Source organism: Vibrio sp. QJM3NY_21 (genome assembly GCF_057785975.1).
Genome location: NZ_CM173514.1, coordinates 181722 through 196893 on the forward strand (window position 1 = coordinate 181722; position 15172 = coordinate 196893).

Sequence of the window (15172 nt, forward strand, 5' to 3'; positions counted from 1 at the left end):
GACTTCATCATTTCTACGTTTCCATTTGTTAAAGCGAACATCAACCGAGTGAAATTATGAAGATTACAGCAGAACCCATTACTATCGCGATGCAAACGCCTTTTCGCATCTCTCGTGGCAGCCGAACCGAGTGTCACGTTGTTCGTGTTTACATTGAAAATGATGGCAAACAAGCTCAGGGCGAATGCACGCCTTATCCACGATACGGCGAGTCATCGGAGTCTGTGTTAGCGCAAATCCAACAAGCGTCTAATGCACTTAAAGCCATGTTTGAACGCGGCATTACCGAACCGGCAGAGTTAAGAGATCATCTTCAGTTTTTATTGACCGGAGGGGCCGCGCGAAATGCGGTCGATTGTGCGCTTTGGGAGCTTGAAGCCAAACAACATGACCAGGTCTTCCCAAATAGCCTGTTTGAGTTACCGAATCAAATCGTGACAGCAATGACCGTCTCGATTGGTACGCCAGAAGCCATGGCGACTCAGGCTCGAGACTATGTCGAAAATGGGGCAAAACTCCTGAAAGTGAAGCTTGATGGAGAGCAAGTGGTAGAGCGTGTTCGCGCGGTACGAGAAGCTGCGACAGATGTTCAGATTGTACTGGATGCCAATGAAGCGTGGACGGGGCTGAATCTCGAAGAGTTGTTTAATCAACTAACAGAGTTTGATATTGCGATGATCGAACAACCTCTTCCACAGCAGCACGATGCGTCACTGGCACACATCAAGCACCCGATCCCACTGTGTGCTGATGAAAGCTGTCATACCACTTCACAGCTCTCATCGCTGTTGGGTAAGTATGAAATGGTCAACATCAAGCTCGATAAAACGGGTGGCTTGACTGAAGCATTGGTTCTTGCAGAAGAAGCACAAAGGCTCGGTTTTACTCTGATGTCTGGTTGTATGCTTGGTACTTCTTTGGCGATGCGTGCAGCTCTGCCTATCGCCGTTCAATCTGAAATCGTCGACCTTGATGGTCCAGTCTTACTTGGCCAAGACGTTTCTCCTGCTCTGACTTATCGCGATGGGATGATTATTCTCTAAGTTCGTTGAGCCTCGGGTTAGTCGATGGACATGGCATAAATGAAATCGCACGAGTGAAAGCTTGTGCGATTTTTTAGATCTCTAGTCCTTAACTTATTAAATAATCAAAGGTTTTTGCTGCTTGATTGAGCGCGCTATTCGTATGATTTACGGGCGTATTGATAAAGTAATCACGTTTCTGTCGGTGCGGTCACTTTCTATTATCGCAAAACAGACAGCTCAAGTTTTATAAAACAATTGTTATGATATCTTATGTGAAATGTTAATGATTACTCTTCATTTAATAGCTTCACTAAAGCTATTCGATGCAAACCTAAGTAAGGCTCACACCCTAACTAATTGAATCATTGACAGTTCCTGTTGATTATTTGATGAGAAGAAGGTGGGGCGAGTGAGTAGTCATGTCTCCGAGGTTGTAGAAAATAAGGATAGTTTCGAGCGCCCGTTCTCGATCAAAATCCCACGTCGTAAGTGGTTTGGTTGGAAAGGTATTGAGCTGCGCTTGGTACTTGCGTTAGCCATGCTATCGATGACTACTATCTTCCTCTCGGTTGTCTCCAGCTTTACTTTCGATGATTTAAACCAACGTCTTGTTGAGCTAAAGGAGAGTGAAATCCCGGCCTTAGATAATGCTGCACGCCTTAATGATATGGTGCGAGTGATTATCACAACATCTTCTCAGCTCAGTGACGCTGAATCGAATTTAGAGCGCAAACAGGCGATGCTAAAAATCGAAGACGCTATTTCCGTGATGAATAGCGTTATGGTTCAGTTCCCGGACTATCACTCCTATTTTAAAGATCTTATCGCTCAAGTTAATAACAGCCTTAGCTTGTTGTATCAAAGTGAAATTGAGTCAGAACAGCTCAACCAAGAGCTTCGTAATTTGCTCGAAGGTTTTTACCCTCTATTGCAGCAAGCCAGTGACTCACTCGATAACTTGCCAGAGTCTGCCAAAGATCAAATCCAGTACACACAGCTCAAGTCTCTGCTTTATTACCAATTAGGCTTGGTCGAAAAGCTGTATAACGACTCCAGTTTTAATGAACTGGATTACACCAGTTTGCGATTAGAGCAGGTAGGGGAAGAGTGGTGGAAGCTCTGGGTCAGTGGTGATTTAAGAAGTGATTTTCCTCAATTAGATCATCAACTCACGGTGATTTATAACCTTGCCTCAAGCGATAGCAGCTTGTATGGAATGAAAAACAAAGCGCTCGATCATCTTTATCAAGAGCAATACTTCCTGCAAAACAGCCGCGAGCATTTGAACCAATTAACCGTGCAGATCGAAAGCAACACCAGCAAGGTGAATAGCAATATTGACCAATCGATTCAGCAGGCGCAGCAATCTTTGCAATCTAACCAGCGTCTCTCTCTTTTCCTTTCTCTATTTAGCGTGTTGGCTGCCGCTGCTATTTCATGGTTCTACGTGCGTAAGAGCATTTTGGAAAGACTTTTACAGCTTAAAGACAACATGTTTGCGATTTCTACCGGCCATTTAGATACCGAAGTGTCCATTCGTGGCAAAGACGAAGTGACGCAAATGGCCAAGTACCTAAAGGTATTCCAAACCACGGCCAAAATCGTTAAGCAAACTAACCGAAAATTAGAAGCTGAAGTGGAAGAGCGAACCCTAGCCGAAGCTAAACTTCGAGTGACTCAAGATGAGTTGATCCAAGCCGGAAAACTGGCTGCATTGGGGCAACTCAGTGTTGGGATCACTCACGAAATCAATCAACCTCTGACGGCTGTGAATAGCCACGTTCGAAGTGCACAGCTTTGGCTCGGTAAAAATAGACCAGACAGAGCACAAGAAAATCTTAAAAAGATCGAAGTCCTGCTAGAAAAGGTGGCTGCGATTACTCGTCACTTAAAAGCCTTCTCACGTAAGAGCGACGGCAAGATTGATAATGTGGAACTAGAGAAGGTGATTGGTGATTCGATTGATCTGTTTGAAACCAGACAGAGCCCAGTATCGATTCAGTATTCGCCCCAAAGCTACCAGATGGTTCGAGCCAACAGCATACGCTTGGAACAAGTGCTGGTGAACCTCATCAGCAATGCTCTGGATGCCATTGAGCATAGAGAGCAGCCTCAACTTAGTATTGCTACGCAAGAGCTTTCGAACACCATACAGATTTTGGTTAAGGACAATGGACTGGGCATACCTGAAGAAGATATCCCGTATTTGTTTGACCCATTTTATTCGAGCAAAACAACAGGTAAGGGGCTCGGGCTCGGCTTGTCTATTGCATACAACATAATAAAAGACTTTGGCGGCTCGATTCACGTGGAATCGGTTGAACACCAAGGCACCACCTTTATCGTCACTCTACCAAAAGGCACAGGTTCATGATTTTAGAAAAACACATAGTTCTTATCGACGATGAAATAGATGTCGTCGAAGCCGTGAGCGAAATGTTAGAGCTAGAAGGGTTTAGTGTCACCACCTTTACTGATCCCAACCTTGGCCTAAAGTCGCTTAAAGCGAACAGTCAGTCGGTTGTGTTGTGTGACGTGCGCATGCCGAAAGTGGACGGTTTGACGTTGTTGAGCTCAATCCAACACCGTGCTCCGAATGTACCCGTTTTATTGATGAGTGGCCATGGCGATATCCCAATGGCGATCGAAGCGATGAAGCTGGGCGCTTTCGACTTTCTGGAAAAACCGCTTAATTCGAGTGAGCTGGTGGAGAAGCTTGATTTGGCGATTGCCCAGTGTCAGCACAGTTGCCCGTCAACCTCGAATGGCGATGGACAAGAGGATTTACCGATTGAATCTGTGGTTATTGGCCAATCAAAAGCGATGGATACGATACGTAAGCAAGTGCTCGCTTTGGCGCATACCGGCGTCGATACCATCATCAACGGAGAAACGGGAACGGGCAAAGAGGTCATAGCTCAAGCTTTGCATCAATTCAGTCGTCGTGGGACTAAGCCATTTGTCGCGATTAATTGTGGTGGTATGACAGAGAGCATTATTGAGAGTGAGTTGTTTGGCCATGAAGCGGGTTCGTTTACTAGCGCGAACAAGAAGCGTATTGGCAAAATAGAACAAGCCAATGGCGGCACTCTGTTTCTCGATGAAATTGAGAGCATGCCGATTGCGGTACAAATAAAACTGCTGCGCGTGATTCAAGAGCGAATGATTGAGCGTGTTGGTGGTAATGAGTTGATACCTGTCGACATTGTCGTGGTCGCAGCCAGTAAAGCCGATCTTGTGAGCTTGAGTGAGTCTGGGGAATTCAGAGCCGATCTCTTTTATCGCTTGAACATTGCAAGCTTAAACCTTCCGGCACTGCGCCAACGAAAAGAAGACATTCAGGTGCTGTTTCGCCACTTTGTGATTCAAGCGAGCCACAAATATAAGACGCGCCCATCGACGATTTACCCCGAGCAGATACAGCAGCTATGTCGACATGAATGGCCGGGTAACGTACGTGAACTACGTAATGTCGCTGATCGATTTGTGTTGGGTATCGTTGGTGATGGCTTCGATCTTCAATCGCCAATTTGTGAAGCGTCCGGAGAAGATTTCGCCTTTGAAAAGCAGATGGAGCAGTACGAAAGGAATGTACTGACGGAAGCGCTAATAGAAAGCGCAGGTAACATTAACGAGGTATCAAGTAAGCTGAATTTACCGCGTAAAACCCTTTATCGAAAAATGAAGAAACACCAACTGGATAAAGAGAGTTTCAAAGCTTAATTCGTTCAGGTGTTTGTTAAATGGAAAACCAAAACCAAAGCCAAAACCAAAGCCAAAAGAAAAAGCACAAGACAACAATGACCCATTTGGTTTGTAGTCGAATGGCTAACTGTTTCAAGTGATTGTAATAAAAGAGCTTTAACATCTGGCACAAAGCGTGCAATCCCTACATTGTGGCGTCAGCCCACATGAGGTTATTCGATGTTGAGTCAAAAACATATGACGGTTATCTATATATGACAGCTATCCAACATTGAATGATCGAATAAAGGACATTAGAAAAATAATTGCTTGTTGCAAGGAGATACAAACATGAAGCAAATACTGAAAGGTTCGATTGCTCTGATATTAGGCATGAGTTCAATAACGGCATGGGCCGCTGCAGAACCAGCAAACTTAGGACCTCGTCCCCTCTTTTTAGTCAACAATATGGATGAGAGCCCTTTGAAAACTAAGCTGTTGAGTTGCAGCGAAGGACCTTTTCATCGTAGTGATTTTTCTATTGGGCATCGCGGAGCTGCGATGCAGTTTCCTGAGCACACCAAAGAATCCTACTTAGCAGCGATTCAAATGGGCGCGGGCGTGGTGGAGTGCGATGTGACCTTCACCAAAGATAAGGCGTTGGTATGTCGTCACTCGCAGAGTGATCTGCACACCACAACCGATGTATTAGCGCACCCAGATCTTGCTAAGAAGTGCTCAACCCCGTTTACACCAGCTAATCCAACGACAGGTGAAGATGCTCAGGTGGAGTGCCGTACTTCTGATTTCACGTTGGCTGAGTTTAAGACGTTAAAAGGAAAAATGGATGGTGCGAACCCAAAAGCCACCACGGTTGAAGAGTACATGAATGGCACTCCTGGTTGGAGAACCGATCTTTACAGTCAAAGTGGGACACTGATGACACACGCAGAAAGTGCAGCACTCTTTAAAGAGCACGGCGTTAAGGTCACACCTGAATTGAAATCGGCAGCAGTAGACATGCCTTTCAATGGATTTAGCCAAGAGATGTACGCGCAGAAGTTGGTGGATGAACTGAAAGAGGCGGGTTTCAAGCCTTCTGAGACTTACCTACAGTCATTTAACTTGGATGATGTGAAGTATTGGATCAATGAAACGCCGAAGTTCGGCAAACAAGCGGTTTACCTTGATGACCGTGTTTATGAGCAAACGGACTTTGTCGCGTCTGTTGAGAACATGAAAGAACTGCACGATGCGGGTGTGAATATCATCGCACCACCTCTGTTTGCTTTGGTTGAACTTGATAAGAACAACGAATTAGTGGCGTCTAACTACGCGAAACTGGCTAAGGATGCAGACCTCGACATTATCGCATGGACACTGGAACGTTCTGGCCCGCTAGCGCAAGGCGGTGGTTGGTACTACAAGAGCGTGAAGGACGGCATCAACAATGATGGCGATATGATGAAAATGCTTGATGTGCTGGCACAAGATGTGGGTGTGATGGGCGTATTCAGCGATTGGCCTGCAACGGTAACGTATTACGCTAACTGTATGGACAGCGACGCATAGGCTATTCTGAGAGCGCTGTTACGTCGCTAATTATAGTGTTTGTATAGAGAGCGCTTAGCCAAAGAATAATAAGAGAAAAAGCAGTGGACCAAAGAGCCTTCGGGCTCTTTTTTTTTACCACTGAAATTGGTGGGACAGAAATGACCCAAATGATGGATTTTTAGTTGGACACGAATGACTCAAAAGATCTTGGTTAGTTTGAGTTTTGTTGTAAGTTATTGAAATTTAGTAAATAAAAATATGGCACGAAGGCTGCAGTAGCTAAGGTGACTTTCAACAATAAGTAAAAGTAAGGTTTGAATATGAAAATCAGTGTTAAAGGACTGTTAATCGCTAGCTCATTACTACTTCCTTCAATGGCTATGGCAAGCGACTGCTCTAGTCGTGGTGTGTTAGACGATCGATACTGTGATGAAAACCAAGATTTGGTGGCCGATTCACCAAAGAACCCAGATGAGTGGAATGACCCAAGTACGCTTGTATTTACCTACACGCCAGTAGAAGACCCTGCGTTGTACAAAGATGCGTTTGCGGATTTTCAAGCTCACCTAAGTAAAATCACGGGTAAGCGAGTGATTTACTACACAGTTCACTCGAACTCTGCGCAAGTAGAAGCGATGCGTTCTGGTCGACTGCACGTTGCAGGTTTCTCTACGGGCCCAACAGGCTACGCAGTTAACTTAGCAGGTTACGTTCCAATTGCGGTGAAGGGCGATGAGTCTGGCTTCCAAGGCTACAACCTAATCACGATTGTGCGTAAAGACAGCGGCATTAACAAAATGTCTGATCTGAAAGGCAAAAAGGTTGCACACACTTCTGCATCTTCCAACTCTGGCAACCTAGCTCCACGTGCGTTATTCCCAGCGAAAGGCCTAGTGCCAGATGAAGATTACAAAGTGCTTTACTCAGGTAAGCATGACCAATCGATTCTAGGTGTCTTCAATGGAGATTATGACGCAGCACCTGTGGCATCGGACGTGTACGATCGTATGGTAGCAGCAGGTCGTGTTGACGATTCTGAACTGAAGATCATCTACCGTAGCCCACGCTTCCCAACGTCTGCGTTTGGCTATGCTTACAACCTAAAACCAGAGCTAGTTGAGAAGATCAACGAGGCTTTCTTTAGCTACCGCTTTACACCAGAAATGAGCGCATCGTTTAAAGGTGCCGACCGTTTCTCGCCAATCAGCTACAAAGAAGAGTGGGATGTAATTCGTGATATCGCTCATGCGACAGGTACGGCTTACACCAAAACTGGCTTGAAGAAATTGGCTGAAAAAGATGCGGCTAAACGCGCAAAGAAAAAAGCCGCTGAGCTAGCAAAACAAGCAAACAACGGCTAACTCTTTTTCTATTAGAAGACTAAGTTTTAGAAAGACTTAGTTCTTTAAATACTTACCTTAACTAAAAATCTATGCCCTCGCGGGTAGGGCATAGATCATTCTAAAATTCGCACAAGGAAATGCAGTATGGCCGTAGCAAGCTATGAAGGAATAAAGATAAACAACCTTTTCCACGAATACGTGGCAGGCAAGCCAATCCTTAAAGGCATTAATATTGATATCGATGAACCAGGCATCATCGCGATCATTGGTCCATCTGGTACTGGTAAAAGTACGCTTCTGCGCTGTATCAACCGACTTAACGATCCAAGCCAAGGCGAAATCATTTTTGATGGCGCAGACTTGACTCAGTTAAAAGGCCAAGCGCTACGTAAACAGCGTCGACACATCGGCATGGTGTTTCAAGAATATAACCTTGTCGAACGTTTAACGGTTATCGAGAACGTGTTGAGTGGCCGTTTGGGTTACATGACCGCTTGGAATGCATGGCGTCGCAACTACTCTGCGCAAGACCTAGCAAAAGCGTTCGAGTTACTTGAATTTGTTGGCCTGCAAGACTTTGCTAACCAACGTGCCGACAGTTTATCGGGCGGCCAAAGACAGCGTGTCGGTATCGCTCGCGCCGTTATGCAAGACCCATATATCTTATTGGCGGATGAACCGACTTCATCACTCGACCCGAAAACCGCGGTTGAGATCATGGAGTTGATGGAGACATTCGCAGAACAGAAAAACATTCCCGTGTTGGTTAACATCCACGATGTGAACTTAGCCAAGCGTTATGCCAAGCGCATCATCGGCATGTGTAACGGTAAAGTGCATTATGACGGTAGCCCTGAAGGGATCTCAGAAGAAGATCTAAAAATCATTTACGGGGGTGAGTCATGGCTGGATTAACCCCAAGTTCATCGCCAAGCGTACCGTCAAACCAGTCGCCAGCGAAGCATGAAAACCCATTCAAAACCTCATGGACTAACCGAGCAATCATCGCTGCGATAGTTGCTTATCTGTTTTACAGTTTCTCGACGTTAGGGCTAACTTTTGATCGTTTGGTCATCGGTTTTGGTGAAAGTGAGCGGTTACTATCAAGAATGTTTCCGCCTGATTTTTCGCGTACTAGCTTACTGCTGAGTGGATTAGCGGAAAGCTTACAAATTGCGATTATCTCAAGCTTCTTTGGCATCGTTATTTCATTGTTTCTGGGCTTGTTAGCTGCGAGAAATATGATGCCTTCAATCGTATCGACGCCAATACGTTGTTTCATCGCACTATGTCGCTCTTTTCACCCGGTGATCATCGCAATCCTATTTGTGAAAGCGGTGGGCTTCGGTGCCCTTGCTGGGATCCTGACTTTGGTCTTCGCATCGATTGGTTTTATTGCCAAGCTTTTTGCAGAAGCGATTGAAGAGATCTCTTTTAAACCGGTTGAAGCGATTAAAGCAACCGGTGCCAGTTTTATCAGCGTCATTTTGTATGCGGTAATGCCTCAAGTATTTACTCGTTTTATTGGCTTTGCTAGTTACCAGTTGGATTCAAATCTACGTAACTCAACCATGGTTGGCATTGTGGGTGCGGGCGGCCTTGGTGGTACGCTTTTCTCTGCATTCCAACGCTTCGACTACGACTTTGTCGCTGCTATTTTGATCACCATCATCGCATTGATTCTTGTGGGTGAATTTCTTTCCAACATTGTTAGGAGAATCTTCTAATGACAACTGCATCTATCGATAAAGAGTGGCAGCGCTTTACACCCAACGAACGTGTGGCTCGATTTGCCGTTTACCTTAGCTTAGTGTGTGCGATTGTTTGGTCTTGGCAGACGGTTGAAGTGATTCCAGAGTTCCTATACGACGCGCCAGCGCAGTTTGCTGACATGTTCGAGCGTATGGTGCCAGTGGACTACGCTTTCTATCCTGAATCAATCCACGCAGCGATGATTGAAACACTGCACATTGCGACGTTAGGCACCTTGTTTACCTTGATATTTGCGATTCCGTTGGCGTTGTTGAACGCGCCAAATATCACACCTAATAAAGCGCTGAACTGGGTGGCACAATTCTTTCTGGTGTCTTCACGTTCTGTGAACTCATTGGTTTGGGCTTTGTTGTTTATCGCACTATTTGGCCCCGGTGTTCTCGCAGGCATTATGGCAATTGCCATTCGCAGTATCGGCTTTGTAGGGAAGCTGTTAGCGGAAGCGATTGCCGAAGTGAACATGGGGCCTATCGAAGCTCTGCGCGCAACAGGCGCTTCTTGGATGAGCATCTTGCTTAAAGGGTATTGGCCACAAGTGATGCCCGCATTCTACTCCATCGTGTTGTTCCGTTGGGACATCAATGTGCGTGAATCTGCGGTATTGGGGTTAGTGGGCGCTGGTGGTATTGGCGTGGTGCTAAACGATGCGCAGAACCTTTTTGAGTGGCAAAAAGTTTCGATGGTATTAGTGAGTATCTTCGCAGTGGTTATCGTTGCAGAAGCCGTAGTGATCCACATCCGTAACAAACTCATATAAACATATGGTGCAATGCAGCGTGTTTTGTGTGATGTGTCAAAGTTAAGAGCTTATCTAGCATTTTGAAGCTCAAACGACCCTAGGTACTTCGGTCTACCTAGCGGTCGTTTTTTTATGTATATTGAGTGACCTGAGACCTTGTTAGAAGGGCGTGACTCGTTTTTAAGTGTCTAGCTTTTAACTGCCAGCAGCGCATCCACAAATTCTGCAAACCCATAGCCACCCGGCTGCGACATCACCTTACTTGGATGATGATCTAACTTATCCCAATAATGCTTAATGTTTGCCACGCCAACGGTGAGTGGTAGTGATTCGAACATCTGTTGATCGTTCATTGAATCGCCGACATAGCAAGCCTCATTGTGGATTTGCTCAAGCGATAAGCCTTTATCAGCAAGGAAGCGGTGTACTGCGTTTTTCTTTGAGTGTTCGCCATACCAAGCATTGATATGAATCGAACTTGCCGTCGCGTGTGCGCCTAAAGCGTGTATTCTTTCGAGTACCGCTTGAACAGTTTCAGGATCAACAGGCTTACGGTTTTGACCGATATCAATCGCGACCTCACACAAGCGGTAAGATTGATCCAAAGTTAGTGATAGGTCGGGATAACTCAACAAGATCGCTTCAACTTCTTGTTTTAGCTTAGCTTGGTTCTGACGCACTTGTTCTAGCGGTGTTTCAGATGAGAGTTGTAATGCACCATATTGCTTCTCTAGTAAGAAGGCGCCGTTCTCTCCAAGCACGGCATCGACAGGCCAAAGCTGCGCAATATGGTCACACCAACCAGCACAGGCTCCCGTTACTGCGACCACTTTGATTCCATTGTCTCTCAGCTTTTGTAACGCAATCAGGGTTTCTGGAGGGAGTGAACCTTGCCAAGTGAGCGTGTCATCGACGTCGGTTAATACCCAGTTGATGTGTTGCCAGTCATTACCTAGTTGGTGTTCCATCCTCAAACTCACTTATTCGGGTTTATTGTGTTGCGTGGAGTGCTCAGTTCGTCGTTAAACGTCTTTCACTCAGTGTCGTTAATTAACGCTTAACCGTGTTTAGAAAATACAATGTTTAGCAAAATCACCGGCTTCATTGGCAGTCCAGTCGCCTTTCGGCTTTTCTTTCATATCTGTACACCAAGCTTCACTGCCCACTTCTGTACAAGCCATCAGTTGAGTCGCTAGAAATAGAATTAGCGCGATTTTTTTCATAATAAAGATTCCTTTATTCTCTAAATTTCTGCTTATAACTGTATCAAATACTACTAGGTCGTGTTGACCTTTCGTGGTTAAATTTTGTTCGAGATAAAAGCGTTTTAATCGCGGCGAGGGGGAAGTAGCCTAGTCACTCTAAGCAAATCTCCCTCAACAAAGAGTAAAACGCTTTTAGCCGAACCCTTCGGGCAGCGTTTGCTGGCCATTTCTACTACGTTATCGGCTTCTCATGTAGGCTAGCTACACATCAAAGCCTCTGCCTTGTAGAAATCCCCAGCAATTCGCTGCAAAAATCAGCTCGAAAGATCAACACGCCCTAAGGATTGTTATAGCAGCCAGTGACATAAGTTTGCTAAAAACGATATAGAGTTGGGCTTGGCTCTAAGATGGGAAGTGAAGGGATTAGGCCGTCGCGATAGGAAAAATCAAAGTGATAGATTGATAAAGAAATTGAGGGGTAGATCGAAAAAGCCAGCAACATGTGCTGGCTTTGAAATTCTTGTGCGCTTCTATTCGTTAGTGAGCTTTAACTACTTGTCGAGTTATACCAGTTTCATCTCTTGGATGATGTCCGAAGCGATTTCTGGCTTCGTGCTCGTTGGTTTCTCGTGTAGGTCTGCTTTCAATTGTCCCTTACGGTTACTTAAGCCTGCTTCAAGTTTCTTGAGTGCTGCAGCGATAGCTGGGTACATAACATCGTCTGTAGATTTTGCTGTTACTCGTACACCTTCGTAGTTGGTGAATACTTCTACCTGATGTTGACCGTGTTCTTTAGTAATGATGATGTCGCAACTGATCAGTGATGGGAAATGGTTCGATATCTTCTCGAATTTACTTTCGATGTCTTTGCGTGACTCGTCGTTAATTGATACGTGATGTGTTTGAACATTTATTTTCATAAATCATACCTTTCCAATGACTGTGTCATTTAAACGTAGCAAACATCGGTGAGTTTAACCAACTGCGAAATAGCACATGTGTGATTCACTTCAGTGTTATCAAATAATCTCCCATTACTCCCTTGAAAGTCCGATGAACTGGTCGCATATTATGTTTCGTGAATTTCAAACGTGTTTAAAAATCCCTCACCTTTGAAGTATTACTCCAATTCACTCTTTCAACTTAGTTTTTATCGCCCTAATCACGCATCACTCCAAATACTTATTCTAGTCTGCTTTTATAAATCCACATCCATTTTAGTGAACAAAACATATCTGCTCTGCCTATATCACAATTACTGATATAAAGAACAATGAGATATTGAGATGAATTTTAGTACGGGATACTCTAACTGCCATCTTCTATTTGGATCCGTTAACATGAAAATGCCTGTTAAATTCGCTGTAATCGCAGCTTCCCTTTCTTTCGCTTTTAATGCCTTTGCTGCCCCTGTTGAGTTTCAGAAAATTCCAGAGATCATGCAGCAGTTTGAAACGGCAGAACTGTACGTTAAGAAGTCGGTCACTCTAGGTCGTTTGCCAGCAGAGTCTGAAATTGGCATTGATTTCCCTACCTATGTTTCAGACGGTGAGGGCGGTTACAGCATCGAGACAAATAACGTAATGACAGATTCTGTTGTTATCGCAAGCATGCCGAAAGCGATTGTGGATGATGTTTTTAACCAATGGCTAGTACCTAAAGAGACATGGATCAGCAGCTACGGATCTTTGCCAACCTCAACCACTGAATTTAAGCCCTTTAAGCGTATTAAAACCATTAAAGCGGTTAAGATCGATGCTGAAATTCTTGAGCTGTTAGGCAGTGAAGATGGCAACACGGCGATGATCAAAGTGAGCTGGGATGAGAAGGGAATGAAGGTCTATAAGGATGGTTACTTGGCGGATTATGAGTACGGGATTGCCCCTCATGAGATGCAAGAAAACTATGAGCTAGCGCCTAAGTAATTCAGTTCAATGTAAAAAAAGCGCCCAGTTTTTGCTAGGCGCTTTTTTAAAGCCCACCAAAACATGACGAAACTCACACTTTTCTGACAATTTACCGCTCGTTGTGTTAGCATGCGCGGCTTGTCTTTGTAATTGATAAAAAACATATTACTAAGCGGATTTCTTTGTTTATCTGCCCGTAATGACCTCATTCAGTTTGGCCTGACTTGGCTGAACATCTGCATTTTGCTCGGACGCAAAGAGAGTAGTACTCACTACTTCACTATGTACATTTGAGAGCACCATCTATCAAAGGCCTTTTTGAAATAGCCTAAATTAGCGCGAACTTAGTTCTGCGTGAAGGGTTTCGTTTTTCCAAAAATCCCTCTCGGCGGCTAAGTACTCCTTAGTTGCTGACAAGTAAGGAGTCTATATGACGACTACGGTATCTACGTCCGTACCTACATCTCAAGCTGGTAACACAGCTCCGATAGAGAAAGAAGTAAACCACCCGTTTCTCTCTTTGGTTATCATGGTTATTGTTGCTGCAATCGCAACTTACTTCATCCCTGCTGGTGAGTTTGAACGAGTGGTCATGAATGGCCGCACGGTGATTGACCCAGACAGTTACACATTATTAACCAGTAACCCAACGACATTAGCCTCTTTTTTCGAATCATTTTTTAAAGGCTTCAAATCCGCTTCTGGCGTGATGGGTGTTGTGGTATTCGTTGGTGGTGCTTTCGGCATTATCAAACACATGGGTTTGTTAGACGCATCCGTCGTTGCGCTGACGACGAAGCTAAAGAAGCAAGGCTTGTACGTGATTGCACCTGTGATCATGACGGCGATTTTTTTCAACGTCACCTTCACGGGTATGCGTGAGCTTGATGTCATTTTTATCTCTTTGATGATCCCGATCTGTATTAAGCTTGGCTATGACGCGATCACGGCACTTGGCGTTGTTTTACTGGCAAGTTGTGCCGGTTTCGCTGCAGCTTTGGCTAACCCATTCTTTACGGGTATCGCACACACTATTGCTGAACTGCCTATGTATTCAGGCATGTGGTACCGCTTTATTGTTGGCATGTTCATGTTGCTAACGGGTGCTTGGTATGTGCTTAACTACGCGCGTAAAGTTAAGCAAGATCCAACCAAAAGTTTGTTGCATGGTACGGGGTACCACTACGAATCTAGCGTTGAAGCGAAAACACTGACTACTCGTGAAAAGCTTGCGGGCATCGCGTTCTTGGGCGTATTCGCATACATGATCTTCGGCACGTTGACGATGGGGTTCGGCTTTACCGAGATTGCGGGTGCATTCGTGGCAATGGCGATCATTCCGGGTTTGGTTGCCGGTTTATCTCCGAACAAGATTTGTGAGTATTGGACCAAAGGTGTTAGCGATGTATTGGTGGCAGTACTGATCATCTTCTTCGCTCGCTCAGTGTTGACCATTATGGAAGATGCGAAGATTGTTGATTCTATTATCTTCTATCTTGCACAGATCATTTCTGGTAGCTCTAAACTTGTGGCAGCGGCAGGGATCTACTTCTCGCAGGCTGCGATCAACTTATTCATTCCGTCTGGCAGTGGCCAAGCGGTGATCACTATGCCAATCATCATTCCATTGGCAGATATTGGTCAAGTGACTCGCCAAGTAGCCGCACTGGCTTCTCAACTGGGTGATGGTATTTCTAACTATATTTACCCAACCAATGGTGGCTTGTTAGCGGTATTGGCTATTGCAAAAGTGCCTTACACTAAGTGGGTTCGCTTCTTCTTACCGCTGTTCTTGTTCTGGTCGGTGGGTGCTTTGATTTCAGTTGTGATTGCTCAAATGATTGAGCTAGGGCCTTTCTAAGGGTTTCTGTTTAATCGAATGCATGGACAGTTAGGGTTTAACTGAGGCCGTGTGAATTACTAAGAAGGCAGCGAATTCGCT

The 15172-nt window shown here is 44.9% G+C and carries 13 protein-coding genes; 10 read left to right on the top strand and 3 right to left on the bottom strand.

The window, feature by feature from the left end:
- Positions 1–56: 56 nt before the first annotated feature.
- The 8 genes from dgcA (at position 57) to phnE (AC3CID_RS16675) (ending at position 10136) form a co-directional block, all read left to right on the top strand.
- Complete coding sequence (dgcA, locus tag AC3CID_RS16640; RefSeq protein WP_488527734.1) at positions 57–1043, top strand: N-acetyl-D-Glu racemase DgcA; 987 nt, start codon at positions 57–59, stop codon at positions 1041–1043.
- A 382-nt stretch (positions 1044–1425) separates the two neighbouring features.
- On the top strand, positions 1426–3399 hold the full coding sequence (locus tag AC3CID_RS16645; protein ID WP_488527735.1) for an ATP-binding protein: 1974 nt from the start codon (positions 1426–1428) through the stop codon (positions 3397–3399).
- Entirely contained in the window at positions 3396–4748 is a 1353-nt protein-coding gene (locus AC3CID_RS16650; protein ID WP_488527736.1) for a sigma-54-dependent transcriptional regulator, read from the top strand. The genes AC3CID_RS16645 and AC3CID_RS16650 overlap by 4 nt, the downstream gene beginning before the upstream one ends.
- Before the next feature lie 312 nt (positions 4749–5060).
- Complete coding sequence (locus AC3CID_RS16655; RefSeq protein ID WP_054546275.1) at positions 5061–6281, top strand: glycerophosphodiester phosphodiesterase family protein; 1221 nt, start codon at positions 5061–5063, stop codon at positions 6279–6281.
- 302 nt (positions 6282–6583) lie between these two features.
- Positions 6584–7624, top strand: a complete 1041-nt coding sequence (phnD, locus tag AC3CID_RS16660) for a phosphate/phosphite/phosphonate ABC transporter substrate-binding protein (protein WP_004732989.1) — start codon at positions 6584–6586, stop codon at positions 7622–7624.
- A 126-nt stretch (positions 7625–7750) separates the two neighbouring features.
- Positions 7751–8521, top strand: a complete 771-nt coding sequence (gene phnC, locus AC3CID_RS16665; protein ID WP_004732991.1) for a phosphonate ABC transporter ATP-binding protein — start codon at positions 7751–7753, stop codon at positions 8519–8521.
- Positions 8509–9333 (top strand): phosphonate ABC transporter, permease protein PhnE, encoded by an 825-nt coding sequence (gene phnE, locus AC3CID_RS16670; RefSeq protein WP_054541529.1) that lies wholly within the window; start codon positions 8509–8511, stop codon positions 9331–9333. Before phnC ends, phnE (AC3CID_RS16670) begins: the two co-directional genes overlap by 13 nt.
- Positions 9333–10136, top strand: coding sequence for a phosphonate ABC transporter, permease protein PhnE (phnE, locus tag AC3CID_RS16675; protein ID WP_004732994.1), 804 nt, complete (start codon positions 9333–9335; stop codon positions 10134–10136). Before phnE (AC3CID_RS16670) ends, phnE (AC3CID_RS16675) begins: the two co-directional genes overlap by 1 nt.
- 170 nt (positions 10137–10306) lie before the next feature.
- On the opposite strand, the gene AC3CID_RS16680 is transcribed toward phnE (AC3CID_RS16675), so the two are convergent.
- From AC3CID_RS16680 to hpf, 3 genes are all read right to left on the bottom strand, one after another.
- Entirely contained in the window at positions 10307–11086 is a 780-nt protein-coding gene (locus tag AC3CID_RS16680) for an HAD-IIB family hydrolase (protein WP_428784037.1), read from the bottom strand.
- Positions 11087–11185: 99 nt separating this feature from the next.
- Positions 11186–11341 carry a DUF3012 domain-containing protein gene (locus AC3CID_RS16685; protein ID WP_081279990.1) on the bottom strand — a complete coding sequence of 52 codons (156 nt, stop codon included), beginning with the start codon at positions 11339–11341 and terminating at the stop codon, positions 11186–11188.
- A gap of 545 nt (positions 11342–11886) precedes the next feature.
- Complete coding sequence (hpf, locus tag AC3CID_RS16690) at positions 11887–12243, bottom strand: ribosome hibernation-promoting factor, HPF/YfiA family (RefSeq protein WP_004733000.1); 357 nt, start codon at positions 12241–12243, stop codon at positions 11887–11889.
- A gap of 420 nt (positions 12244–12663) precedes the next feature.
- On the opposite strand from hpf, the gene AC3CID_RS16695 reads away from it, so the two are divergent.
- Together AC3CID_RS16695 and AC3CID_RS16700 are read left to right on the top strand one after the other, a co-directional pair.
- Complete coding sequence (locus AC3CID_RS16695; RefSeq protein ID WP_372244676.1) at positions 12664–13248, top strand: hypothetical protein; 585 nt, start codon at positions 12664–12666, stop codon at positions 13246–13248.
- A 412-nt stretch (positions 13249–13660) separates the two neighbouring features.
- Entirely contained in the window at positions 13661–15091 is a 1431-nt protein-coding gene (locus AC3CID_RS16700) for a YfcC family protein (protein ID WP_054546279.1), read from the top strand.
- Positions 15092–15172: the final 81 nt, after the last annotated feature.

Excerpts from the sequence above, each read along its gene's own strand:
- dgcA (WP_488527734.1), top strand. The coding sequence starts at position 57 with ATGAAGATTACAGCAGAACCCATTACTATCGCGATGCAAACGCCTTTT.
- AC3CID_RS16650 (WP_488527736.1), top strand. The coding sequence starts at position 3,396 with ATGATTTTAGAAAAACACATAGTTCTTATCGACGATGAAATAGATGTC.
- AC3CID_RS16655 (WP_054546275.1), top strand. The coding sequence starts at position 5,061 with ATGAAGCAAATACTGAAAGGTTCGATTGCTCTGATATTAGGCATGAGT.
- phnD (WP_004732989.1), top strand. The coding sequence starts at position 6,584 with ATGAAAATCAGTGTTAAAGGACTGTTAATCGCTAGCTCATTACTACTT.
- phnC (WP_004732991.1), top strand. The coding sequence starts at position 7,751 with ATGGCCGTAGCAAGCTATGAAGGAATAAAGATAAACAACCTTTTCCAC.
- phnE (WP_054541529.1), top strand. The coding sequence starts at position 8,509 with ATGGCTGGATTAACCCCAAGTTCATCGCCAAGCGTACCGTCAAACCAG.
- phnE (WP_004732994.1), top strand. The coding sequence starts at position 9,333 with ATGACAACTGCATCTATCGATAAAGAGTGGCAGCGCTTTACACCCAAC.
- AC3CID_RS16680 (WP_428784037.1), bottom strand. The coding sequence starts at position 11,086 with ATGGAACACCAACTAGGTAATGACTGGCAACACATCAACTGGGTATTA.
- AC3CID_RS16685 (WP_081279990.1), bottom strand. The coding sequence starts at position 11,341 with ATGAAAAAAATCGCGCTAATTCTATTTCTAGCGACTCAACTGATGGCT.
- hpf (WP_004733000.1), bottom strand. The coding sequence starts at position 12,243 with ATGAAAATAAATGTTCAAACACATCACGTATCAATTAACGACGAGTCA.
- AC3CID_RS16695 (WP_372244676.1), top strand. The coding sequence starts at position 12,664 with ATGAAAATGCCTGTTAAATTCGCTGTAATCGCAGCTTCCCTTTCTTTC.
- AC3CID_RS16700 (WP_054546279.1), top strand. The coding sequence starts at position 13,661 with ATGACGACTACGGTATCTACGTCCGTACCTACATCTCAAGCTGGTAAC.